24 protein-coding genes are annotated in these 23867 nt (G+C 36.5%); all 24 read right to left on the minus strand.

Annotated elements, in window-relative coordinates:
- Window positions 1-233: 233 nt before the first annotated feature.
- Window positions 234-1280: an RES domain-containing protein gene (locus P161_RS17890; RefSeq protein WP_051605636.1), complete on the minus strand. Its 1047-nt coding sequence runs from the start codon at window positions 1278-1280 to the stop codon at window positions 234-236.
- A gap of 2 nt (window positions 1281-1282) precedes the next feature.
- Window positions 1283-2221, minus strand: coding sequence for a sce7725 family protein (locus P161_RS0101780; RefSeq protein ID WP_026775375.1), 939 nt, complete (start codon window positions 2219-2221; stop codon window positions 1283-1285).
- Window positions 2182-3084 (minus strand): sce7726 family protein, encoded by a 903-nt coding sequence (locus P161_RS17895; RefSeq protein ID WP_051605637.1) that lies wholly within the window; start codon window positions 3082-3084, stop codon window positions 2182-2184. The genes P161_RS0101780 and P161_RS17895 overlap by 40 nt, the downstream gene beginning before the upstream one ends.
- Window positions 3085-3134: 50 nt before the next feature.
- Entirely contained in the window at window positions 3135-3797 is a 663-nt protein-coding gene (locus P161_RS0101790; RefSeq protein WP_026775376.1) for an ATP-binding protein, read from the minus strand.
- Entirely contained in the window at window positions 3794-4480 is a 687-nt protein-coding gene (locus P161_RS0101795) for a hypothetical protein (protein ID WP_026775377.1), read from the minus strand. The genes P161_RS0101790 and P161_RS0101795 overlap by 4 nt, the downstream gene beginning before the upstream one ends.
- A gap of 42 nt (window positions 4481-4522) precedes the next feature.
- A complete protein-coding gene (locus P161_RS0101800) occupies window positions 4523-4801 on the minus strand; it encodes a helix-turn-helix domain-containing protein (RefSeq protein ID WP_026775378.1) in 279 nt (92 codons plus the stop codon).
- Between the two features lie 268 nt (window positions 4802-5069).
- The gene (locus tag P161_RS0101805) at window positions 5070-5915 is read right to left on the minus strand and encodes an RteC domain-containing protein (protein ID WP_051605638.1); all 846 of its coding nucleotides are present in this window, start codon (window positions 5913-5915) and stop codon (window positions 5070-5072) included.
- A 68-nt stretch (window positions 5916-5983) separates the two neighbouring features.
- Complete coding sequence (locus P161_RS0101810; protein WP_026775380.1) at window positions 5984-7948, minus strand: heavy metal translocating P-type ATPase; 1965 nt, start codon at window positions 7946-7948, stop codon at window positions 5984-5986.
- A 32-nt stretch (window positions 7949-7980) separates the two neighbouring features.
- Entirely contained in the window at window positions 7981-8523 is a 543-nt protein-coding gene (locus P161_RS0101815; RefSeq protein ID WP_026775381.1) for a hypothetical protein, read from the minus strand.
- Window positions 8524-8982: 459 nt separating this feature from the next.
- Complete coding sequence (locus tag P161_RS0101820; protein ID WP_026775382.1) at window positions 8983-9342, minus strand: STAS/SEC14 domain-containing protein; 360 nt, start codon at window positions 9340-9342, stop codon at window positions 8983-8985.
- 23 nt (window positions 9343-9365) lie between these two features.
- Entirely contained in the window at window positions 9366-9542 is a 177-nt protein-coding gene (locus P161_RS19640; RefSeq protein ID WP_164674149.1) for a hypothetical protein, read from the minus strand.
- A 9-nt stretch (window positions 9543-9551) separates the two neighbouring features.
- Window positions 9552-10868 (minus strand): APC family permease, encoded by a 1317-nt coding sequence (locus P161_RS0101830; RefSeq protein ID WP_026775383.1) that lies wholly within the window; start codon window positions 10866-10868, stop codon window positions 9552-9554.
- Between the two features lie 80 nt (window positions 10869-10948).
- On the minus strand, window positions 10949-11383 hold the full coding sequence (locus P161_RS0101835) for a Fur family transcriptional regulator (protein WP_026775384.1): 435 nt from the start codon (window positions 11381-11383) through the stop codon (window positions 10949-10951).
- Window positions 11384-11428: 45 nt separating this feature from the next.
- Window positions 11429-13990: a heavy metal translocating P-type ATPase gene (locus tag P161_RS0101840; RefSeq protein ID WP_026775385.1), complete on the minus strand. Its 2562-nt coding sequence runs from the start codon at window positions 13988-13990 to the stop codon at window positions 11429-11431.
- Window positions 13991-14015: 25 nt separating this feature from the next.
- Window positions 14016-14915, minus strand: a complete 900-nt coding sequence (locus P161_RS0101845) for a bestrophin family protein (protein ID WP_026775386.1) — start codon at window positions 14913-14915, stop codon at window positions 14016-14018.
- A 21-nt stretch (window positions 14916-14936) separates the two neighbouring features.
- Window positions 14937-15254, minus strand: a complete 318-nt coding sequence (locus P161_RS17900; RefSeq protein ID WP_036841153.1) for a hypothetical protein — start codon at window positions 15252-15254, stop codon at window positions 14937-14939.
- A gap of 124 nt (window positions 15255-15378) precedes the next feature.
- A complete protein-coding gene (locus P161_RS0101855) occupies window positions 15379-15633 on the minus strand; it encodes a zinc ribbon domain-containing protein (RefSeq protein ID WP_026775387.1) in 255 nt (84 codons plus the stop codon).
- 5 nt (window positions 15634-15638) lie between these two features.
- A complete protein-coding gene (locus P161_RS0101860) occupies window positions 15639-16442 on the minus strand; it encodes a helix-turn-helix domain-containing protein (RefSeq protein ID WP_223248935.1) in 804 nt (267 codons plus the stop codon).
- A 6-nt stretch (window positions 16443-16448) separates the two neighbouring features.
- The gene (locus P161_RS0101865; protein ID WP_026775389.1) at window positions 16449-16670 is read right to left on the minus strand and encodes an SHOCT domain-containing protein; all 222 of its coding nucleotides are present in this window, start codon (window positions 16668-16670) and stop codon (window positions 16449-16451) included.
- Between the two features lie 42 nt (window positions 16671-16712).
- On the minus strand, window positions 16713-17066 hold the full coding sequence (locus P161_RS0101870; RefSeq protein ID WP_026775390.1) for an STAS/SEC14 domain-containing protein: 354 nt from the start codon (window positions 17064-17066) through the stop codon (window positions 16713-16715).
- 50 nt (window positions 17067-17116) lie between these two features.
- Complete coding sequence (locus P161_RS0101875) at window positions 17117-17533, minus strand: Fur family transcriptional regulator (RefSeq protein WP_026775391.1); 417 nt, start codon at window positions 17531-17533, stop codon at window positions 17117-17119.
- 16 nt (window positions 17534-17549) lie between these two features.
- A complete protein-coding gene (locus tag P161_RS0101880) occupies window positions 17550-17888 on the minus strand; it encodes a P-II family nitrogen regulator (RefSeq protein WP_026775392.1) in 339 nt (112 codons plus the stop codon).
- Between the two features lie 196 nt (window positions 17889-18084).
- Complete coding sequence (locus P161_RS0101885) at window positions 18085-19341, minus strand: efflux RND transporter periplasmic adaptor subunit (RefSeq protein ID WP_026775393.1); 1257 nt, start codon at window positions 19339-19341, stop codon at window positions 18085-18087.
- A 16-nt stretch (window positions 19342-19357) separates the two neighbouring features.
- Window positions 19358-23773, minus strand: a complete 4416-nt coding sequence (locus tag P161_RS0101890) for a CusA/CzcA family heavy metal efflux RND transporter (protein WP_026775394.1) — start codon at window positions 23771-23773, stop codon at window positions 19358-19360.
- Between the last annotated feature and the right edge of the window lie 94 nt (window positions 23774-23867).

A 23867-nucleotide genomic window follows, 5' to 3' on the forward strand; every position in this document is an offset into this window, starting at 1 on the left:
GCAGTATAACTGCGCATTATGTAAAGATAGCTTTGGGGAGTTTTGTGTTTTATGAAATAATAAAAGCGTGTTGCTTTTTAGAGTTGTGCAATGAGTTTGCGAATGGAACAAGCTCTAAAATGCAACTTCCTATAGATTTTAAAACGCTAAACTTGCGTTGGCGCGCGGAACAAACCAAAAGACAAAGGTTTTTTGCTTTTTAGCAATAAATTGGGTTTTGGTTTGTGGGGAGTTTAACTATTATCAAGTAGCTTATGATGTAGTTTTATATTTTCAATTTCATAAACTTTTGTAGCAATGCATTCTAATTTATCTGGATTGAAAATGGCTAAATTATAACCTTCAGCAAATAATGAACTCTGATATTCTACACCATCAAAACCTAATGATTTGATAAATTCTGAAATGTATTGAGTAGGAATATAATCTAATTGTTTATCTCTTTTTCTTATTGGTAATGAGATCTCTTTTTGTAAAGTCTGTATAAATGGAACATAGGTTAAAAAATCTTCTATGGCCTCATTTTCAGACCAAGGAATGGGGTCGTCTTTTGGATTTCTTAAATTAAGGATTTTTAAATCCTCATTTAACCGAAATTCGCCAACTGTAACATAATCAAATAAAGATGCTCTTGTTTCATATAATGATGTTTCTAACTTATCAGCTATATATAAATAAGATATTCCTTTAGGATTTGCTCTACCACCAGTAGCGAGTTCGTTAGGTGGATTGCCCATTTGGTTTGAATTAAAACCAGTTTTATCCGATATACGACATCTGTAAAAAATACGCCCTTTTTTTATCGTTTTATAGAAACTTTCGTGATTGAAAAAATTAGCTAATTTTTTCAAATCAATTGTATTTTTAATATGATATCGATTTACAGATTTGATTTCATCCTTGAATTCCTTCCAAATACTATGAATTTGATTTGTTTCAGAAATTAGTTCAATCTTTATTTCTGATGATACATTCTCATTAAATAATTCATTTAGAATTTCTTCTTCATCTACAAAAATTGATTCAAATAATAATTTATTATCATCAACTAAATTAGTGGTGAGATTAAAGTCTTTTTTTACGGATTGTGCTAAATTAAATTCTGAATCAACATCCACTTCATACAAAGAAATTATATTCCGAAAAAAAGGAGCTAATTCTCTTGCTGCATAAATAGATACGCTTATTGAATTGCAAAAATCACAATTTCCATTTCTGTCATCAGCATTAATTATACTTATTAAGTATTCGCTATTGAAACAATTTACACAACAATTCATAATTAAATCTTATCTACAATTAATTCGATATGATTCATTATTGATAGTTTTTTTAAGGTACCTAAACCAGGGAAATGTCCTCGATTATGAAGATCTTTATAAACTTCAACAGCTTTGGTGTTTATATTATTGCTAACACACCAATTAACAAGTTTTTCAAGTGCTTCTGCGAATTTACCACCTATATCAGATACATCACCATTTGAGTCAGATACAAAATGTTTTACCATTATTTTACCTGATGCATTAATGTAAGATAAATGCATTGCAACAGCTCTTGGTAAAAAACCTGAATCTGAATAATTGTCACCAACCGTTAAAAAATCAGAAAAACCAAAAAACCCTTCAGCTTTATAAAAACTGTATTCTTCAGAAAAAGGACTTTCCCCTACTTCAAGATAATCTGCATTTCTTGGCATATCTCTAAAATAATCATCTAATGAAATTCTGCTATCTTCAGAGAATAATCTATAATAACGCCTACTTGTATGACTAAAGTAAATAATATTGTAAATAACGTTTATGTTACTTTGAATTTCAGTAATACTAACTTCTGATATTTCAGAATTATGAATTAAAGTAACGCCTTTATAATCTAACTCTAAACTATTTACACCTTCAATTAAAGCTGGAATTTGCTCTTCAATTTTTGTATCTATAATTATTGCAATTTGATAATTATTATAATGTTGCAATACCTCTTTTAAAAGATCTATAATTTTATTACCCTCACCAACTAAACCACCCACTTTAGGATTTATAATAACACTAAAGTTTACATTTTTAGATGCTAAAGTTTTTAATGCAGATTTTAAGGTAGAAGAACCTTTAATTGGTTCGATTACAGGTGAAATTTTAGTTGAAAAATTTGGTAGTAAACCACATAATTCTCGTAACGCGATTAATTCAAATTGTTTACCTCTGACATATGGGAAATACATAGCTTACTTTTTTTGTAAAGAAAATCTTCTAATTCAATGAAATCTTTTTTTGAAAAATTTAAAGTGTAACAGATATGTTTTAATGAATCTGGGACTAAATCATCATTAAATAATTCTGGATTAGAAATATTTCTAAATTTTAATTCTTTGATAACTAATTTTTGAAACTCTAAAATATCTATTTTTTTTGAAAGTTTAAAACACTCTCTAAAAATTAGTGTGTTAGGAACAACAGGAATTGCACCAAAATGTTTTTTCAGTAAACTAATATATTCCTCTTTTCTTAAACTTTTGAATAGTGTTTCGTGGGAAAATGAAAAATTTTGTTCTGCTTTTTTAATAGTTTTAAGCGCGTTTCTTTTTGTTAATTCAATTAAACCAATTTCTGTGTTATGAAATTTAACTAATAGATTAGGAATGTGTTTTGAATTTGAAACTACATAGATTTTATCAGCAAATTTTTTATAATCTGCTAATTGCTTATCCAATTTATCTAAACCATCTAATTCAGTTTTTATTTCATAAACACGAGCTTCACCATTTAAAATAACAAAGTCTGCTATTGAATTACCAATTTTAAATTCTGATAGTGCTATTGAATTTTTTAAGCTATACTTTTTAAGAAGTTTTTGATTTAAAAGGATGTTTTTATAAACATATTCATTTTTGTAAGTACCTAAAAGTGATTTGTAAATAGCATTAATGACTTCAAAGTTAGTGGTAGAATCTGATATTTTAGTGTGTTTGTTAATACGATAAAATGTATCAAAATAATTCTTATCCTTTACTATTTTTTTAAAATTAGCAGGAGATAGAATTTGTGATAAATTCCTTAAACTTTCTATATTTTTAGCTACTTGCATTATTTTACAAAGTTAACAATTTACAAAATTTAAACTAAATGATTTAAAAACTATTTTCGTTTATCTAAACTTTCTTTATCAAAAGCAATCAAATTAAATAATTCTCGCATTCTGGAACGTACACGAATCCCATATCTACTCTCTAATTCTTGTGCATTTAAGTTTGTAGTGGTGTGTGTTCTAATTTTACGTTTTAAGAACAAATCATAGCGAGACAAAAGTATTTCTCCCATTACATTGCAATCTTTACCAAAATGTCTTCCTGTGGTTTCTACACCTAAATCATCAAAACAATAAAAGCCATTATTACCATAATCTTCAATAATTTTAAAACCACTTTTATTAAAACTGAAAGTGATATTTCTTGCAGGGATTAGACTATGTTGATTTTGATGAGGTACAATAAACGGTAATAATTGCATCAAACTGGTTTTACCACAACCAACAGGGCCAGATAATAAAATTCCTTTGTTAGGATCTATCTTTAATTTTCTACAAGTTTCAAAATCACGAATAAAATAAATACAGAGCTTGTATAAAATTGCTTCATCTTCTGGATATATTTTGAAGTTTTTACCAAAAAGCAGCTTTCCTTTTGCTTCTAAATAGATTAGCATTTTTGGAAAATCGTATATTATTTGATTTCCCTTTTGTTCGCCTAATTGAAATTGCACACTTCCTTCTTGAATGATATGTGGTTGTATTTTAATCATAAAGGTTCGTTGTAATTTTTATTTTTACTGGTCTTTAGGTTGTCTTGATTTTGGCTAACTGATTTATTCGTTTCTTTATTTTTTATTTCTTCAGCTTTTATCATCCAGTTTTTAGCTGTTGCTTGCCAATTGACAATTTTTGTTTTGCCGCCAACTTTCCAACCAATACCCTGGTAATGATTAAAGAATTTTTGTGCTTCAATTATTGGCCATTTTTCTTTTTTGAAAAAATCAATAACTATTTTTTCATTTTTGGGCTGGTCAAGTTTATTAATGTTTTTATTGTTTCTATTAGTTTGTATATGTTTATTAATAGATACCAGTGCTTGTCCACTGCTTGTCTCGATATTGGTATTGTTGTGTACCAGAGCTTGTCCAGTACTTGTCTCGAATTTGAACATCTTAATTTTACTTCCTTTATAAGGGTTATGTGATGGATAATAAATTATATATTTCCAATGACTTAATTCTTTAATACACTTGTGATAGGTAGATTTTGAACCTATTTTAGAAAAACGCATTACCTCTTCACGATTTATATAGAATTCTTCTAAAAATCGATTGTTATTCCAAATTTGAAATAATGCTATGTATAAGCTAATATGTGTTGGGTTTAATCGATTGTCTTTTGAGAATTGAAAGAATACACCTTTAAGGTGTTTAATAAAATTTACGTTTTGCATAATCCTCCCCAACCCCTCCAAAGGAGGGGCTTTTCTTTTAGTTTAAAATTTATTGTGAATGCGATTTTCTTCTAAAACTTTTACAATTTCTTCATAATCATAGTAAATAACACCACCTACTTTAGAATAGGGAAGTGTACCATTGATTCTTAAATTTTGTAAAGTACCTGGAGAAATACTTAATAAATCTCTGACTTCTGGAGATTTCAGCCATTTCTTTGGTGCAAAGCCAGATTGATGATTAATCATTGCTTTGATGTCTTCTAATAATTCTTCTTTGAACTCTCTTAAATCTTCTGTGGTAATAATTGATGTTGGCATTTGAAAACGGTTTTAATGAAAGAAGAAGCTGTTGATTTACCCCCATTAAAAAAAACAACTCCTTCTTTCTGATTTGACTTTCGTTTGCAAATATGTGCTGAATTATTAAGTTTTACACACAAGCTACACCCAACTTGGGTGTTTTTACTCACTCATTATTAATGTGTTATAATGATTTATTTTAGTTTTTTGATTTTTAAATTAGCATAACAAAAAAGTGCAAATTATATGAAAATAATTTGCACTTTAAAACACCCAAGTTGGGTAATTATTCTTCTGACTCTATCATTTTTTTTAAAAGCGATTCTCTTATTTTATCTATAAATTTTGTTTGGTTTATTTTTCTTGATTTTATTTCTAAAAATGTTCTGTAATAATCGCCTAATTCAATATTAAACATCTGCTCACAAACCGATGCCAATTCTTTGATATCTGCTGTACCACTATTAATTGCTCCTGAACTATGTAGTGCATAAATCAATTCTATTAGATCTGTTTTGTTACCAGTCCAGAATAATTTTGATTGTTTCTTAAAGGCTCCATAATTTGTTTCCATTGTACTATAATTTTCAAGTTTATCTATTTCTATTTTTAAATAGATGATTAACATATCATAAGCAAGTATTGTTGCAACAGAAGAATCGTGACTTGTTGAAAACGTATCATCAGTAAAAAAAGAAAGTGAATCTGGAAATAATCTTAAATCTACTTTACCTCTCATAAAATATTCTTCATCGAGAAATTTAGCACCTCTTCTAAAATAATGATAGAACTCTAAATTGTCATTAAAATAATTTTGCAGTTTATCAATATGATTATTAAAGTATTTAATTTGTGATTTATTACTACTTCGTGGTCTTTTACTTTCTATATTAAATAATTTTACATAATAAATTAATTTGCTAAAAACATAAGGTTTAGAATTTTTAAAAAAATGAATTTCTTCACTTTTAGACATCGTTTTGGCTTTTAGAAATAAATTTTTTATTTGACCTAAAACTCGTTTCGTAATTCTTATACCTTCTTCTGCTCTTTCAATTGCACCTTCAATTTCTTTTTCTAAAAACTCTAAATTGTGATCTAATTCTTTAATAATTTTTTCAATCTTTCTCAATATTCATAATCTGGAGGAAATCATCTTATAGCAAAAATGATTTTTGTTACTATTCTATTTATTAATCTTTACATTTTTACGTAATTTTTTGTTTGTAGTCTTACCGCATTTAAAATTGCCAATAAAGCAACACCAACATCTGCGAAAACTGCTTCCCACATTGTAGCCAAACCACCCGCTCCTAAAATTAGCACAATTACTTTTACACCAAATGCTAATCCAATATTTTGCCATACAATCTTTCTTGTTGAGCGACCAATCTGAATCGCTCTTGCAATCTTACTCGGTTGGTCTGTCTGTATGATAACATCAGCAGTTTCGATGGCGACATCGCTTCCTAAACCACCCATCGCAAAACCTACACCACTTGCGGCCAAAACTGGTGCATCATTGATGCCATCACCAATAAATGCTACTTTTGTATCAGGTTGTTTCTTCAGTTCTTCAACTTCGTTTAGCTTGTCTTCAGGTAACAATCCACCTTTTGCCCAATCAATGTTTAACTCTTTTGCAACTTGTTGCGTAATAGAATCCTTGTCGCCTGATAGCATTATAATCTTAGAAATTCCTGCATCCCTAATTTGTTTTATAGCTTGGTGTGCATCATCCTTAAGTTCATCTGCAATGGTTACGTAACCTGCAAATTTCTCATCAATGGACACCATAACTATTGATTCCACAATACCATCCGTTTCTGAAGGGACTTCTATGTTGTTTGAAGTCATCAAAGCTTTGTTGCCTACCAACACCGTCTTCCCATTAACTGTACCCTTCAATCCCTTTCCGGCAACCTCTGAAACATTAGTCGCTTCATAATCCGAACCGTCTGCTTTGTATTCGAGAATCGCTTTTGCGATAGGATGAGTAGATTGCTCTTCCATTGCCATCAGATATTTCATAAAGTCAGCTTCCTCAAATGTGATGGAATTGATTTCCTTAATCTTGAAAACACCTTTGGTCACGGTTCCCGTTTTGTCCATTACAACGGTAGTTATCTTTGTCATTTCGTCCAAATAGGATGCGCCCTTAAAGAGAATTCCATTTTTTGAAGCTGCGCCCAATCCACCGAAATAACCCAACGGAATAGAGATAACCAATGCACAAGGACAGGAAATAACCAAGAAAATCAAGGCTCTATACAACCAATCGCTAAAGACATAATCGTCCACAAAAAAGTAGGGTATAAACGTCAATCCAATCGCAAGAAAGACAACGATTGGTGTATAGATTCTTGCGAACTTTCTAATGAACAATTCGGTTTTTGATTTCCGTGCGGTGGCGTTTTGCACCATATCGAGAATACGTGCAATGGAACTATCCTTAAATTCTTTGGTCGTTTCAATTTCAATAACGCCATCCAGATTGATGCTTCCTGCAAATACTTTTTCTCCTTTTGCAATGGTGTCAGGTTTGCTTTCGCCCGTTAATGCTGCGGTATTGAACGAGCCTTTTTCGGACAATAAAATACCATCCAAAGGAATTTTTTCGCCCACACGGACTTGCACTTTTTCGCCAATAGCAACGATTTCGGGATTTACAGAAACATAATTGTTGTTCCTATAGACCAAGGCTTCATTAGGTCTTACATCCAGTAATGCCTTGATGCTTCCCTTGGCTCTTTTAACGGCGGCACTTTGGAACAATTCGCCTACCGCATAAAACAACATTACTGCCACACCTTCGGGATATTCGCCAATGGCGAATGCACCTATGGTTGCGATGGACATCAATAAAAACTCGGTAAAGAAATCGCCATTTTTGATGCTGTTCCAACCTTCCTTTATCACAGGAAAACCTACTGGAAGATATGCGACTGCATACCAGACAATACGTATCCAATCTTTAAAAAAAGCTACGTCAAAATAATCCATCGCAATACCAATAATCAGCATTACAAAGCTGAAAATTGCTGGTACATAAATTTTAAATTTCCCTATACTTTCCGGACTGCTATGGTTGTGGCCAGCATTGCGCTTGTGATTATCGGATGAAGTTTTATTTAAATCTCTTAAATTCAATTTCTTTTTTTTCATTAATTCGATTATAATTTCATTTAAATTTATAGTTATTCCAATCTCAACACCATTTGGGCAAACTGCACCTCTATGGTATCATCGATACCCTCTATTAAGGAATCCAAACCAGTATTTGAAACCAATAATTGTCCGGTTGCGCTTATCAGGCAGGACATACTTACTCCTTGTTCTATATGGGTAATGGTTGCTTTAAATTGTGATTTAAAGGATTTTCCTTGATAAGTAACATCTATCAGCCAATTAAAGTTGATAGGGTCGTGCCGTTTTGATAAAAAATCCTGTGATGGAATAGTGCCCGTGAACCGAAGCATTAAAGGGTCTTCCCGCTGTTGTAAAGTGGCATTGATTTCAGGACTATCTGTTGATAAAGTCTTAAGGTCGAGTACACCATTAACCACTTTGGAATCATAATCAAGATATAAGGCCAATTTATGGCTTTCTGCCTTGATGGGTTTATCATCAACCAAAGTCATCATCATAATATGACCTTCTTCAGTTGTATAAATTTTTTGGGCGTTTGCCCTATAATAACAAACCAATAAGGTTATTAAAATACAATGTTTAACATTCATAATATCCATCTTTAATTGTATAATTAAAAAAAGCAGCTTCTACTTTTGCTTTTAATGCTATTAATCATTTTGCTTTAAGAAGCATCATAAAAGCTGCCTGCTATTAATTAAGTTTTCACTTAACTTATTTAAATAAAAAATTTCACTCTTTCACATAACGATTTACCCCTACTTGTTATCTATATCCTTTTATCTGTTACCTAAATAATACATCAGCGCAACACTAGCACCTAATAATCCAAACAGAATATTCTCAAAAATTTGATTCCCATTGATATTCAAAATTTCAATGAAATTATTTATTAAATATTGCCACCAATTGATTTCGTAATTCTGGCTGCTAAACGTGAAAATTGTTATCCCCAAAGGTTAAAGGATAAAAACACCTATGGCAAACCCAATTAGTATGGTAATAAAAATATTCTTTTTATTCATCGTCTGTCTTTTATGGAAGTAAGCTTACTGGCTCTCAATCCAATTTTTGGCATCTTCCTTTTGGTCTATATTGAAATACTTAATTTCGGCGTTCGTAAAAGGCTTCATAAATTGGGTTATCCAATTCTGCCATTTTTTATCTCCAACCATAGCAATCTTTTCATAGTCCGTGGCGTGGGCTGTGTCCATTTTCAGGTCTTCCCATAAACCAGGTAAATCCCAACCTGTAAAGTTTTCCATCTCAAAATACCAACGGACTTTCATTCCCTTGTCCAGTATGGCGTGGATAAGTGGGTGGATTTTTTCTATATCTTCTTTTCTCAATTTGCCCGAAGCTTTTGTTGCAACAATATTTTTTTCTTTTAATTCGATTATCTGTAACATTTTATATAGTTTTTAATTAATAATTATCCTTCTAAATCGTAAAACCATTCTTCCGCCCTTATGATGCCTTCTGATAAAGCTTCTTTTGCTGAAATATCTTTTTTTTCAATTAGTTCTTTTGCTATGGACAGGGCTTTTTCTCGTACAATAGGATTTAAGGTATCTAGGTCAGTTTTAAAATCTTCAAACATCCAGTCCATAGCTTCATTTTAATGGTTAAAAAGTTCCTTTTCTTTTTCAGGGTCTATTTCATCTTTTGACTTTTTGTCCAAAAAATAATCAAGCACAATACCCACGATAACAGCACCTACGAACGCTGAATAAACCTGCCAATTAAATTGGATTATCAATGATAGACTTATAAGTATCGCCAAAATGGGTAAAATCGGCACTCGTCCTATAGCCAAAGGAACTTTAAATGGTCGTTCTTGCTCTGGTGCTTTAAACCGAAGCACGATAAGTGCGACATTTACGGCAACAAAAACAAGTAAAGCGCCTAAAGAAGACATACCTGCTACAATCTTAATATCGCCCAACAATAAAAATCCCGCAACTGCTGCCATAACTACAATAGTAGTAACCCACGGTACTTTCTGTGCATTGGTTTTGGTCATAAACTTTGGAAGTTCTCCCACACTGGCCATTCCAAAAAGCAACCTACTTATGGATATGATACCACTAAAAGCAGCATTAGCCGTAGCAAAAAGTGCAGCGATAGCCAATACCACAGGCAACCAATTGTTGAGATTGGAAGATGCAAGAGAAAGTGGCGAATCCACGTTTGCCAAAGCGGAAGGGTCTGCAATATTCAAAACCGTAAAAGCAATAAATAAATAAATTATTGTAGTTATTACCATAGTCATTAAAAATGCACGGGGAATTGTTTTCCCTGGGTTCTTAACTTCCGAACCCAAAGCTGCCATATGTTCAAAACCAGTATAGATAAAGAACAGTGTAGCTGTGGCCGCCAAAGTTCCAGAAATCGATTCAACTTTAAAAAATTCTGCTTTGGGTGGACCAGTTTCCAAAAGTCCAAATACTATCAATAATAACAATCCCAAAAGTTGAATGCTGACCATAATAATATTTGCTGTCGACGATTTTGTGATGCCTGTAATACTAATTAATGACAACACCAATAAAATGCCATAACTTATTAGAAGAGAGGGCATATTAAAAAACGTATTGAAATACCCCGAAAAGGCAAGTAACACGGCTGCAATGGTGGCCGAACTATGAAACGCAATCGTCCAACCCGTGAGAAAAGACGGAATATCAATTTTTGGAAATGCCTTGCGTACAAAAATAAATTCCGCACCAGCATTGGGATAGGTAGAGGACAACTCTGCATAGGACATTGCAGAGACACTAGCCGCAATTGCTGCAAAAATAAAACTCAACCAAAGGTCTGTGCCCGCTTGTCCAGCAGCTGCACCAATCACGGTATAGATTCCTGCACCCACAATCGTGCCAACGCCATAAAAGGTAAGTCGAAGCGTACTCAAAGATTTTTTTAGTTCTGCCATATTTTTTAGTTAAAGAGGGTGGAAGAAACCTGAACTGGACCATTGGGCGCAAGGGTTCAAGGTTCAAGTACTCCCACCTGTTATTTTTTCCTGCATTTTTCACATATTCCTTTCAAAACCAAGTTCACATCGTTCACTTCATAATCGTGTGGCAAGCTTTCTTCCGATATCTTATTCGGTAAACAGATTGTTTTCCTACAATCGGTACAATGAAAGTGCATATGTAAATCTGTACCGTATTTACCTTTGGCGTTTTCATCAGAAATCGCATATTTTGCCACTCCGACCCCATCATTAATCTGATGAATCAGCCCTTTATCCTCGAAAATCTTGAGGTTTCGATAAAAGGTCGTTCTGTTTGCTGTTTTATTGGTTTCGCTCTTTTGAACAAAGGCCTTTTTCAAATCGGAAAAGGACACGGCACTTTGTTTCCTTTTTAGGAACTTGTATATCTTCGACCTCATTTTAGTAGGTCGAATCCCTTTAGCCAATAATGTTTTTTCCGTCTTTGTCATTTAATATTCTTTCAAAAAACCAGGTTCTTCTATGTCCCAATTTTTCTAATCTTTTTTATAAGCCAAAAGGCGCAGCGCATTGGCCACGACTACCAAGGTAGACCCCTCGTGAAATGCCACGGCTATTCCTATGTTTGCCCAGCTCAAAATGGTGGCTGGTATCAGAAGTGCCACAACCCCAAGGCTTACCCAAAGGTTCTGCTTGATTATGGCCTTTGCTTTCCTACTTAAGCCAATGGCAAAGGGCAGGGTTTCCAATTTATCGGCCATTAGGGCAACATCCGCGGTTTCTAAAGCCACATCACTGCCCGCTGCACCCATTGCAATACCTACGGTACTGTTTGCCATCGCAGGCGCATCGTTTACACCATCTCCCACCATTGCCACCTTGGATTCCTTTTCCTTTAATTCTTTTATGGCATCCACTTTTTCCTCCGGCAACAGGCTTCCCCAAGCATCGGTCAATCCAATTTCTTTAGCAACGGCGTCGGCAACCTTTTGATTATCCCCGGTTAGCATTATCATCCGCTTGATACCGATTTCCTTTAATTTTTTCAGTGTTTCCTTGGCCGCTTCCCGTGGGGTGTCCATCAGGGCGATGATACCGATATATTCTTTGTTCCTTCTTATAAGCATCGTCGTGTTTCCGTCGCTTTCAAGTTCTTTTACTTTATTCGATATTTCTTCGGATGGTTTTGCTTCATCGAGGTCTTCGTACAAGTCAAGGTTTCCAATATAGATTTTATCCTTGCCCAAGGACGCTTTGATACCTTTTCCGAGAACCGCTTCTAAATCTGACGCATCGTTAATATCAGTACCTTTCAGACGCTCTTTCCCATCCCTTACGACAGCTTTGGCCAAAGGGTGGTCGCTCAAATTTTCAACAGCAACAGCTATCTTTAACAGTTCATTTTCTTCAATATCCCCTAATGGTACTACATCGGTAAGTTTGGGCTTGCCTTCTGTAAGCGTGCCCGTTTTATCAAAAGCCAAAGCCGTAATGACCCCCAAATCCTCAAGCGGTCGCCCACCTTTGATAAGTACCCCGCCACGAGCCGCTCTTGCAACCCCGCTTAATACAGCACTTGGTGTTGAAATGGCCAGTGCACAGGGGCTGGCGGCTACCAATACCGCCATTGCACGGTAAAAACTTGCACTAAACGGTTCATCAATGACCAGAAAGGCAAAGAGCAGGATACCCACCAGTATCAGTACGGATGGTACAAAGTATTTTTCAAACTTATCGGTCAACAGTTGGGTAGGGGACTTCTGGGTCTGCGCCTCGTTAACCAGTTTGACCAGTCGGGATAGTGTAGAGTCTTTGGCTTCCTTGATTACCTTTATTTCCAGCGTGTTATTACCGTTGATAGTTCCAGCGAATACCCGATTTTCGTCCTTGATATCATCGTCTGCCGAATAGTCCCTGCTCGTATCTTCCACGGGAATTTTGTCCACGGGTACACTTTCCCCAGTAATAGGTGCCTGGTTGACGCTGCTTTTTCCATTGACCACGACGCCATCTGCGGATATTTTACTATTGGGCTTGACCACAATGATATCGCCTATACTTAATTTTTCAATCCCGACTTCTTCTGTCTTGCCATCTTTTTTCAGCAATGCCGTTTTTGGTGCTAAATCTGCCAGTGCCGCAATGGACTTTCGGGCCTTTTCCATTGCATAATGTTCAAGGGCGTGCCCCAAACTAAACAGGAACAGCAACAAGGCACCTTCTGCCCATTCGCCCAGAGCTGCGGCACCGATGGCGGCAACCAACATCAAGAAGTCGATTTCAAAGCCGCCCTTGGCTACGGTCTGTATAGCCTCTTTCGCCGTAAAGTACCCTCCAAAAAAGTAAGCACCGACGTATAAAGATAAGCTAACCCAATCCGGTATTGATTCTACGTAGGAAAGGCCAAAACCAATACCCAGAAGCGTACCGCAAATGATGGCAAAAATAAGTTCGGTATTCTTGCCAAAAATACCACCGTGGGCGTGTGCCTCACTTTCACCCTCCTTGTGGTTGTGTTCTTCGCCGTCTTTATGAACGTGGTCTTCGCTCTCGCCAACGTGTTGATTTTCCTCCTTGTCTTGAGTATCTTCAGATTTTTCTTCACCGTTGGAAACTTCCATTTTTTGTAAATACGTTTCTGTATCAACGGAAGGTTCAATAATGGTAAGCCCTTGTTTTTCTATTTTCTTTTTAATAGCCCCAAATCCTGTAATGCCTTTATCAAATTCCACACGTACCATTCCAGAAGCGGATGCGGAAACTTCGAGAACTCCATCGACCTCCTTGACTGCTTTCTCGATGGTTCGGGCGTGACGGGTGTGGCGTATCCCTTCCACGGCTATTAGCCTATGCCCAAATTTATCCGTGATTTGGGCTCCCGTGGTTTCTGCCAAGGACTTTACTCTATCAAGGGAAATGACATCAGGGTCATAATGGAAACAGAGTTGCGGTATACCGTCCGGTTTTTCATCGGATATGTGTACACTGTCAATGCCTTCACGTCCACTTAATTTGTCGATGATCCTGTTGATGCAGGCATCTTTTTCGTCCGGTACCTGTGGAAGGATTACGGGAATTTTCATTTTTAGTTTTTTCATTTTATAAAATTTTAAAGTTGACCCTTTACAGTATATAATATTCGCTCGCTTTTTCTTTGATCGGAATATCCTCATCCCCTATCATTTGTTTAAGATTTATTTCAATAGTTGTAGCCAAATCGGTTACAGGGGTGTCCATAGGTCGATTTTCAAAAGGGTCCTGCATCAAAATGGATGTTTTTTCAATGGCAACGAAAATAATCGGTATTCCAATAGTTAGACTTATTTCCACCGCCAGGTATTGGTCTGACAGACCAAATGGTAACATTGTGGCAAATACATAAATGATTAAATGGATTAATAAACTATGTGCTTTGGGGAAGACCGTGTTTTTTATACGTTCGCACTTGCCCATAGAATCACATAATCTGGCTATGGTACTGTCTATTTGTACCTGCTGAAAATCATTGACCATACCGTTTTCTTTTGCTTTTAGCAAAGTTTCAGAATGTTCTGACAATAAAGTATTTGGAATATTAAAAGACTCCAACTTATAAGATTTTTGGTATTCCTTAACTTTGGGGGAAAAGGGTAGTTTTCTCAATGATTCACCCAATGCATAGCACCAGATTATTTGACGGTTGGTCATTTCATTGACCAAAATATCGTACTGCCCGTTGCTCCTTTTGAAAAATGAAACACATTGTCTGACCAGTGTTCGGGAATCATTCACAATTGCGCCCCATATAATACGGGCTTCCCACCAGCGCTCATAAGCTTGATTGGTTCGAAAACCCAAAAGCAAAGCTACCGCAGTGCCAAAAACAGCAGTAACACCAATTGGAATAGAGATTTTTGACAAAAAACCATATTGGTCCAAAATACCCACAGCTACAGCATAAGATACAATAAATACAATAAATACAATATCAAACTTTATGGTTTTAATAAAATTGACAATGGATATTCTTTTATTTAAGAGCATATTGAGAAATTATAATTGTTATTAGTGGTGGTGTTCAAATTTTTTCCCAATTTTTTGAATAATGGGATAGATAAAGATTGCTATGGCCGAAAGGAAAATTATCCCAGAATACAAGGCATAAATTCCAGAAAACAATTTGCCAGCATCGGTTTGTGCTTCATCTAAGGGACCCATTCCTGTAAGAATCATTGAAGCGTTTAAAAAGCTATCAATCCAACTTAATTTCAAAAAATAATAATACCCAAGCATCCCGATTCCCAAAGAAACAGTTATAATTAAAATCATAATAATGGCACCGTTGAATATTTTGTGGTACAATCTGTCATTCATTAATTTCATATAGTTCGGTTATTTACATTTTGTATTCCAATTATGTCATAAACTTTCTTGCTATAAATCTTTAACCTAAAGCTATATATGAAATATTGGTAAAAGTTAGAGTTCTTTTTTATAAGGTTTTTAACTATACTTCAGTGCCACATTTAGAACAAAATTTTGCATCCATAGGTATTGGTTCTTCACAACTTTTGCATTTTACTTTACCTAAAGGCTCGCCACAATGTTGACAAAAAGAAGCATTTTCAGGATTGTTTTTGCCGCATTTTATACATCTCACAACAACCTTGGGTTCATCAAATCTTGGGTCATTATTTTTACGTTGATGCTTGTTGGAATGATGACCATAACTTCCTCTTAATAAATGTTTTAAAAATCCCATATTGTTTAATTTAAGTGTGTTTCCATATAATCTAATGCTTCGGGCATATCCAACTCACGGGTACCGTTCCCAGTTCTGATAAAGAAATGAGAACGGTCGCCCAGGTTCAAATACACTGGTTTTTGCGATTTGTAGACCCTTACATAACAGATATCCTTTTCTTCAAATTGGTAAAAGGTCACCTTTGCCAAAGGGCAAAAATGCGTGCCTAAATTGAAGGACACCAACTGCATTATATACTGTTCAAATCCGTCCTTGCCCGGTTTCTTTAAAGTACCGTAATCTTGTTCGAGCCCCAGGATACGGCCTTCATCGTCAACTCCTATAATCAAATGGCCGCCTTCGGTATTCATAAATCCCGCAATGGTCTTTGCCACTACCATTTCCAAGGCTTTGTTTACCTTACCTTGTCGAAGGTCCCACCGCAAGGTGCTTTTGAATTCTACCTCGTGGTTTTCACCTTTGTCCAATAATTCCCTTATCAAGGTTATTCCGACTTTCTCCCTATTTAGTTGAAATATTGTTTTTCTTGTATAGAACATCAGGGCGAGACTGCTTCCCATAATACCAAACAGGATATTTTTTAGGATTTGGTCCACATCTCCAAATCCAAGAGCTTGCCCAACTGCATTTTTGAACAAATACCACCAATTGCCCGTATCACCGCTCTGGTCATACTGGAATAGGGAAATGCCCAATGGCTGTATAATGATTATGCCCACCGCAAACCCTAAAACAATAGCAATAAGAAGTCCTTGCCTGTTCAGCCCTCCTCTTTTTTGATTATGTATGCCATTAGGCGGTTTCATTGCAGTTTATTTTTTCTTGTTTTCCCGTAACAGTTTCTTTCGCTGTTCAAACTCTTCCTTGCTTATTTCGCCCCGTGCAAAACGTTCCCTCAGGATTTCCATCGCACTATCCTTTTTCCGTTTCTGTCCCGGGGTGGGGTAAGGAATTAGGAATATCCAAAAGATGAGGATTATCCAAAGTCCCCACCATATCCAGTGCATTCCTCCAAAATACCAATCGTCCATCATAGTGTTTCTGTTTTTAAATCAATAGTATATCCATTTTTTATGTTATTCTATTTCTATCCATTCTTTGGCCAATTCTTTTTCTTCGGTCTTATAAAATTTTATATGAGCTTCTGAAAAAGGAAGCAATACCTCGGTAAATTGCTCCTGCCATTTAACGCTACCCACCAAAGCAACACGCTTTAAATGCTTTTCATTCGGAAGGTCTAATTCAATTCCCTTCCAATGTGCCTCTGCTGTCCAACCTTCAAAATTTTCCATCTCGATGTACCAGAAAACTTCCGGATGGGCAGTTATATGTTCTGTTAAGACTGGTATCAAGTTTTCATAATCCTTGGCATCCAGCTTTTTCTCTGCCACCATATATACAGTAGCTTCTTTTTTATAGATTGACATCATTACTCACTATTTATAAATGATAATTAAATTTAAAAACCAAACGTTTAATCCTAATTGCCACTGCATTTTTCGCAAATGCCCTTTACCACCAAGTTGATATCCTCGGTAATATAACCATCAGGTAAGTTGATGTGAGGGATTTTATGCTCTGTTAAACAGACCGTTTCATTACAATTGTTGCAATGAAAGTGCAAATGAAGGTCGTTGCCGACCTCGCATTCACAATTTTCTTCGCAAAGGGCGTATTTTATAACTCCCGTACCATCCTCGATTTGATGCACAATACCTTTTTCTTCAAACGCTTTCATAGTCCTAAATAGGGTACTTCTTTCACTGACCTTAAAATCCTTTTCCAAGTCGCCAAGGCTGATGGCCACATTCAACTCTGCCAACCGCTTATATGTCATAAGGCGCATAGCTGTAGGTCGTATTCCTTTGCTTTCTAAAAATTGAACTATTTTTTCCATTTGTTTAAAAAGAGATTTACAGGTCGTGCCGTTTTAAGGAATCTCCTGTTTTAATCTGAAAGGCATCTTCAATATTTGCTATATAAATAATACCATCTCCAGGCCCGTCGGTTTTGGCGTTGGCTATAATTGTTTCAATGGCCGCTTGGGCTTCCTCATTTTGACAGACCAATTCCAATTTTACCACAGGACTATCTGTTACGTGAAAATCTAGCGACGGTCTTGCACCTTTTGCCTTGAATGCGCCCGTGCCTTCTGCTTGTGAAAGGGTCATACTTTCAAATCCATTGTCAGAAAGTGCTTCAATGACTCTTTGGATTCGGTTTGGTTTTATAAATGCTTTTATTTCTTTCATCTGTTGATATTTATTTGTTTTTTAATGGTCATATGTAATTCCCCAATCAACATTGTGGTTGGTATCCACATTGTTATAGCTCATTTCATATTTTTAAATTTTTAATCGATTTTGAACCGAGCCTGTTTTTTAATTTTTAACTAACTAATTAAGACGATAAACAAACTCGGAATCAAAATCTTTGATTGTTATTGAATTAATGTCCGTGTTCCAGTTCGCCCTTGACCATTTCCGAAGACAGGTTATAAGCTCCGTTTATCACGACTTTGGCATCCTTTGAAACTTCGGCAGGCAGGTTGACTTCAACAAAGCCTAAATCAGTAATACCAACCGTTACGGGTATCATTTTAAATTTCATTTTGTCCGCTTCCATTTCTTCATCTTCATCCAAAATAAAAATAAAGGATTGCTCGCCTTCTTTTATAATGGCAGCTTCCGGTACGGCAAAACCCTTTTTCTCGCCTTGCACTATTCGCCCTTCCACATACATACCCGGCAATAGGTTTTTATCCTTGTTTTCAATATCTGCCAGAACTTCCAAAGCTTTTGGGTCTGTATTGAAGGTTTTACCAACAGACCGAACGGTTGCTTTAAGCAGTTCATCTGGACGAGAGGCCGTGGAAAAATATATCTGTTGCCCTTGCTTGATTTGCTTTATGTCCTTCTCATATACTTTGAAGTTGACATAAATTTTTGAGTTGTCGCTTATCGAGAACATTTTGGATTGTTGTGCCACGTAATCGCCAAGGCTAATCATTACTTCATCCACATACCCACTTATAGGCGAGGTAATGGGAACAGCGGAATATATTTGGCCTTCCGCCACTTTGTCCGGGTTAATGCTCAACAGTCTCAATTGGGACCGCAAACCATTGACGCTGGATGTTGTAGAACGAAATTTTGACTGTGCCATTTGAAATTCCTTGCCAGAAGAAACACCTTTATCATAAAGAGTCTGCTTGCGCTCAAAATCCTGTTTCAAAAAGACCAATTCATCATTTTTTTCCTGATAATCTTGTTGCATTGCAATGATATCAGGGTGTTCTATATATGCCAACACCTGTCCTTTGCTTACGTTATCTCCGGGTATTACTTTTATGGAACTCACATTTCCACCAACAAAAGGACTTATGTTCGCCTTGTCCTGTGGGAAAAGTTCCAGCGTTCCTGTTACCTTAATGTTGTTCCCTAAATTGCGTTCCTCCAAAAGTTTCATTTCCAAACCTATGGTTTCGGCCTGTTGCTTTGTGAGTTCCACAACGCCTTCTTCCTCGCTGTGACCTTCTTCTTCTCCTTCACTGTGGCCTTCCTCGCCGTGTGCATCTTCTCCAGCTTCATTGGTTTTTGATACGCCTTCGGCTTCGTTATGCCCAAGTTCAGATTTTGGGGCATCATTACAACTCATAAACATAAGTGTAAATAATACGGTACTTACTAATAGTATATTCTTCATTTCTCTTTTTTTAAGGTTATAAATTGCCCAATTGATATTGCATATCAATGGTCTGCTGGTTAAACTGATTGATGTATTGTAAATGGTTTTGTTTAATGCGGATGGCACTATTGAGAATCGTGATGTAATTGACGTAATCTATTTCGCCTTCTTTAGATGCCAATTGTGCGGTGGTAATTTGTTCTTCTGCCAAGAGTAGTGCGCCTTCTTCGTAATATTGCAAAATCTTCTTTGTTTTTTCAAGGGATTTGGTCAATTGCGACACACGACTTTCCGTGACCGCCTTTTGTTCCAAATATTGATTCTCTGCTACCATTGCGTCTGCCTTGGCCGCCTTGACCCTCGACTTCTGGGGAAAAAACCACAACGGAATACTAATACCTGCCTGATAGGTGTTGAAGCCTGAAACATCATCCACAACCTGTCTGCCATACGATAAACTGAATTTCGGCAGGAATTGTGATTTCTCAACACCAACGTTTGCCTTGCTTACTTCGGCATTTTGCAACGCATATTGCAACATTGGGTTATTGGCCACCGAAGTGGAATCTAACATTGCCATAAAATCCAATGTTTTGTATGGTTCACTAATCGTTTCAATGGATTCATCCGTTCCCAAATATTGTTTTAAGGCACGTTTGGCTATTTCAATATCATCAAAGGCTTGTTGCCTTAATACTTGAATCTGTTGAAATTCTGAAGAGGCTGAAATAAATTCCAACTTACCTGTTTCTCCCGTATCATACCGAAGTTGGGCAGCGGTCTTAAAATTGGTATAAATACTGTCCAATTGGTCTGCAAAACGCAATTGTGCCTTGTAATAATTAATTTGGTCATACGCCTGCATCACATTACGCACCAATTGTTGTTCACTGGCCACATAAAACTTTTCTCCCAAGGCAATACGCTCTTTGTAAAACTTCGATTTTGAAAAACCGGAAAGCAAATCAATGTTGCCCTGTTGCACACCAACGGTTGTCTGCACTCCAGGAAGATTATTTCCATATTCTTCTTTGCCCGTGAAAACTTGAGTGCTACCAAGGTCAAAACTCGTTCCCTTTAGTGCCTTTTCCCGTTCAATAAATGCTTGGCTCTCTTTAAGTGATGGATAATTCTGTTTAGCCATAGCAATAGCCTCATCAATGGTCAAGGTCTTTGGGATTGTACCATCTTGATTGGTGTCTTGGGCAAATGAAGTACCAGAAGCCATCAAACCTCCAACCATCAATAATACGGTTACAATATTGGTTGATTTTTTAATATAACTTACATCTCCACCATTGTCCTTCTTTTCTTTTCGGGATTCCAGCCAATAATAAAGAATAGGAATAACCACCAAGGTCAGAAATGTTGCCGTAAGCATTCCTCCAATGACTACTGTCGCCAAAGGTCGCTGTACTTCTGCACCACCAGAGGTAGAAATCGCCATTGGGATAAAACCCATAATTGTTGTAATGGCTGTTAATAAAATTGGACGTAAACGTTCGTGCGTTGCTTCGTATATACGTTTTTTTAAATCTGTCATTCCACTGTCTTTTAATTCATTGAATTTGTTTATGAGTATGAGTCCGTTTAATACGGCAACTCCGAAGAGCACGATAAACCCGACTCCGGCAGAAATACTGAAAGGCATTCCACGAATCAACAAAACGAAAACACCACCAATGGTCGCCAAAGGCACTGCCATATAGATCATCAAGGCCTGTGTAACTGAATTTAAAGCAAAGTAAAGCAGAACAAATATTGTTAATAGAACGATTGGAACTACAATCATCAATCGGTCTGAAGCACGTTGAAGGTTTTCGAAAGAACCTCCGTAGGTTACAAAATAACCTGGTGGCAGTTTCACGTCCGTTTCCAATTTTTGTTGAATTTCCTCGACCATCGATTTTACATCGCGCCCACGAACATTGACCCCTACCGAAATACGACGGGAGGTATTGTCCCTTGAAATCTGCATCGGACCTGGCTTATAGCTGATATCTGCAACCTCCTTTAAAGGTACTTGTGCACCGTTTGGCAGGTCTATGAAAAGGTTTTTTAAGCTATTGATGTCTTGTCGATATTCCTCTGCCAAACGAATGACCACATCGAATCGTTTTTCCCCTTCAAAAATGACTCCTGCCTGTTCTCCAGAAAATGAAGCACTTACATAATCATTCAGCTTGTCAACGGTTACACCGTATTGTGCCATTTTTGCCCGGTTATACACCACTGTCATTTGTGGCAAACCGCTTGTAGCTTCTACATTGAGGTCAGCCGCTCCGGGAACGGTTCTGATGACCGCTGCGATTTCCTGTACCTTGTCTGCCAAAACGCCTAAATCTTCTCCGTACAGTTTGATTGCCACGTCCTCACGAACCCCTGTAAGCAATTCATTAAAACGAAGTTCTACAGGTTGGGTAAACACGAAATTTACGCCGGGAACTACTGAAATTTTTTCCTGTATTTTTTCTATCAGTTCTTCTTTACTATCTGCGGAAGTCCATTTACTCTTATCTTTTTCAAGAATAATATAACTATCGGCAATATCCATAGGCATCGGGTCTGTCGGTATTTCGGCCACACCAATCCTAGAAACTACTGTTTTTACTTCCGGAAACTCATTGATTAACTTCTGAAGTTTCTCTGAAGCCTCAATAGATTCTGTAAGACTGCTCCCCGGTTTTATCAATGCTTGAAATGCAATATCGCCTTCATCAAATTTAGGGACAAATTCTGCTCCCATATTGCTGAAAATAAATCCTGAAATCAAAAGCAAGGAAACCGCGCCTATAACCACACCTGCCCGAAAGCGAAGTGCAAAATTTAATATAGGCAGATAGATACGATTCAGAACATCCATAATTTTATCACTGAACCTATCAATCTTGTTTTCAAACTTGGCGAACCAACTATTTTGATTTTTAGCAGGTTTTAAAAATAATGATGACATCATTGGCACGTAGGTAAGACAAAGGATAATCGCTCCTAAAACGGCAAAACCAAATGTAAATGCCATTGGCCGGAACATTTTCCCTTCCACACCGGTCAAAAAAAGAATCGGTGTAAAAACTATAAGAACAATTAGTTGACCGAAGAAGGCAGAATTCATCATTTTACTTGAAGAATCATAGGCGATTTCATCCATTTCAGCTTGGTTGATGGCGGTTGTGGATTTTTTCATCCGTTGATGAATGTGGAAAACCGCTCCTTCCACGATAATCACCGCTCCATCTACAATAATTCCAAAATCGATCGCACCCAAGGACATTAAATTTGCCCAAATGCCAAATTGTTTCATCAAAATAAATGCAAATAATAGACATAAAGGGATTATCGAAGCTGCTATCAAGCCACCACGGAAGCTTCCCAAAAGTAAGACCAAAACAAATATGACGATTAGGGCTCCTTCTATTAGATTGTTTTTAACGGTACTTGTGGTTGCCTCAATAAGTTCACTTCGGCTTAAAAAAGCATCAATATAAACACCTTCCGGCAGGGATTTTTGAATTTCTACAATACGCTTTTCCACATTTTCAATCACGTCGCCTGGGCTTTCGCCTTTCAGCATTAAAATTTGTCCACCAACAGTTTCGTGTCCATCTTGGGTAAACGCACCATAACGCACTTGATTACCATAGCCTACTTTTTCCGCGACATCACGTATTAAAACCGGGCTTCCATTTTGTGTGGTTACAACCGTGTTTTCCAAATCGGCAATACTTCGTGCCAGCCCTTCGCCACGGATAAAATTGGCTTGGTGGTTTTTTTCGATATAAGCTCCACCAGTATTGGCATTGTTCACTTTAAGGGCCTCAAAAACCTGATTCATTGTAATGTCAAAACTTTTTAGTTTATCAGGATTTATGGCAACTTCGTATTGTTTTACATAGCCTCCAAAGGCATTGACCTCAACGACTCCGGGGACTAGTGCCATTTGGCGTTTAACAATCCAATCTTGGATGGTACGAAGCTCCATTGCGTCATATTTGTCTTCATAGCCTTCTTTTACTTTTAAGGTATATTGAAAAATTTCGCCCAGACCTGTTGTTATGGGTGCCATAAAAGGTGTGCCGAAACCTTCAGGGATTTCTCCAGCAACTTCGGTCAATTTTTCCTGTACCAATTGCCTTGGCAGATAGGTTCCAGCCTCATCCTTAAAGACAATGGTAACCACCGAAAGACCAAAACGGGACACCGAACGCAGTTCGATAACGTCTGGCAGATTTGCCATTGCCAATTCCACAGGGTAGGTAACAAATTGTTCAATATCTTCAGTACCTAAATTTGGGGCAACTGTAATAACTTGTACTTGGTTGTTGGTAATATCGGGTACAGAACCCAGATTTATAGTGGCCATAGACCAAATGCCCGTACCAACCAATGCCACTATAAATAAGCCAATAATAAATTTGTTATTAATGGAAAATGAAATGATTTTGTTAATCATAGAAAATGTATTAATTCAGTTTAAAACTTACGATGCGAATAGGTGCAACGCATTTATATAGCAATGCCTGTCTTGAGAAGCATCACGTTAGGAT

Origin of the sequence: Polaribacter sp. Hel_I_88 (assembly GCF_000687935.1) — a bacterium.
In the GTDB taxonomy this organism is placed as follows: Bacteria; Bacteroidota; Bacteroidia; order Flavobacteriales; family Flavobacteriaceae; genus Polaribacter.

Excerpts from the sequence above, each read along its gene's own strand:
- P161_RS17890 (WP_051605636.1), bottom strand. The coding sequence starts at position 1,280 with ATGAATTGTTGTGTAAATTGTTTCAATAGCGAATACTTAATAAGTATA.
- P161_RS0101780 (WP_026775375.1), bottom strand. The coding sequence starts at position 2,221 with ATGTATTTCCCATATGTCAGAGGTAAACAATTTGAATTAATCGCGTTA.
- P161_RS17895 (WP_051605637.1), bottom strand. The coding sequence starts at position 3,084 with ATGCAAGTAGCTAAAAATATAGAAAGTTTAAGGAATTTATCACAAATT.
- P161_RS0101790 (WP_026775376.1), bottom strand. The coding sequence starts at position 3,797 with ATGATTAAAATACAACCACATATCATTCAAGAAGGAAGTGTGCAATTT.
- P161_RS0101795 (WP_026775377.1), bottom strand. The coding sequence starts at position 4,480 with ATGCAAAACGTAAATTTTATTAAACACCTTAAAGGTGTATTCTTTCAA.
- P161_RS0101800 (WP_026775378.1), bottom strand. The coding sequence starts at position 4,801 with ATGCCAACATCAATTATTACCACAGAAGATTTAAGAGAGTTCAAAGAA.
- P161_RS0101810 (WP_026775380.1), bottom strand. The coding sequence starts at position 7,948 with ATGAAAAAAAAGAAATTGAATTTAAGAGATTTAAATAAAACTTCATCC.
- P161_RS0101815 (WP_026775381.1), bottom strand. The coding sequence starts at position 8,523 with ATGAATGTTAAACATTGTATTTTAATAACCTTATTGGTTTGTTATTAT.
- P161_RS0101820 (WP_026775382.1), bottom strand. The coding sequence starts at position 9,342 with ATGTTACAGATAATCGAATTAAAAGAAAAAAATATTGTTGCAACAAAA.
- P161_RS19640 (WP_164674149.1), bottom strand. The coding sequence starts at position 9,542 with ATGGACTGGATGTTTGAAGATTTTAAAACTGACCTAGATACCTTAAAT.
- P161_RS0101830 (WP_026775383.1), bottom strand. The coding sequence starts at position 10,868 with ATGGCAGAACTAAAAAAATCTTTGAGTACGCTTCGACTTACCTTTTAT.
- P161_RS0101835 (WP_026775384.1), bottom strand. The coding sequence starts at position 11,383 with ATGACAAAGACGGAAAAAACATTATTGGCTAAAGGGATTCGACCTACT.
- P161_RS0101840 (WP_026775385.1), bottom strand. The coding sequence starts at position 13,990 with ATGAAAAAACTAAAAATGAAAATTCCCGTAATCCTTCCACAGGTACCG.
- P161_RS0101845 (WP_026775386.1), bottom strand. The coding sequence starts at position 14,915 with ATGCTCTTAAATAAAAGAATATCCATTGTCAATTTTATTAAAACCATA.
- P161_RS17900 (WP_036841153.1), bottom strand. The coding sequence starts at position 15,254 with ATGAAATTAATGAATGACAGATTGTACCACAAAATATTCAACGGTGCC.
- P161_RS0101855 (WP_026775387.1), bottom strand. The coding sequence starts at position 15,633 with ATGGGATTTTTAAAACATTTATTAAGAGGAAGTTATGGTCATCATTCC.
- P161_RS0101860 (WP_223248935.1), bottom strand. The coding sequence starts at position 16,442 with ATGAAACCGCCTAATGGCATACATAATCAAAAAAGAGGAGGGCTGAAC.
- P161_RS0101865 (WP_026775389.1), bottom strand. The coding sequence starts at position 16,670 with ATGATGGACGATTGGTATTTTGGAGGAATGCACTGGATATGGTGGGGA.
- P161_RS0101870 (WP_026775390.1), bottom strand. The coding sequence starts at position 17,066 with ATGATGTCAATCTATAAAAAAGAAGCTACTGTATATATGGTGGCAGAG.
- P161_RS0101875 (WP_026775391.1), bottom strand. The coding sequence starts at position 17,533 with ATGGAAAAAATAGTTCAATTTTTAGAAAGCAAAGGAATACGACCTACA.
- P161_RS0101880 (WP_026775392.1), bottom strand. The coding sequence starts at position 17,888 with ATGAAAGAAATAAAAGCATTTATAAAACCAAACCGAATCCAAAGAGTC.
- P161_RS0101885 (WP_026775393.1), bottom strand. The coding sequence starts at position 19,341 with ATGAAGAATATACTATTAGTAAGTACCGTATTATTTACACTTATGTTT.
- P161_RS0101890 (WP_026775394.1), bottom strand. The coding sequence starts at position 23,773 with ATGATTAACAAAATCATTTCATTTTCCATTAATAACAAATTTATTATT.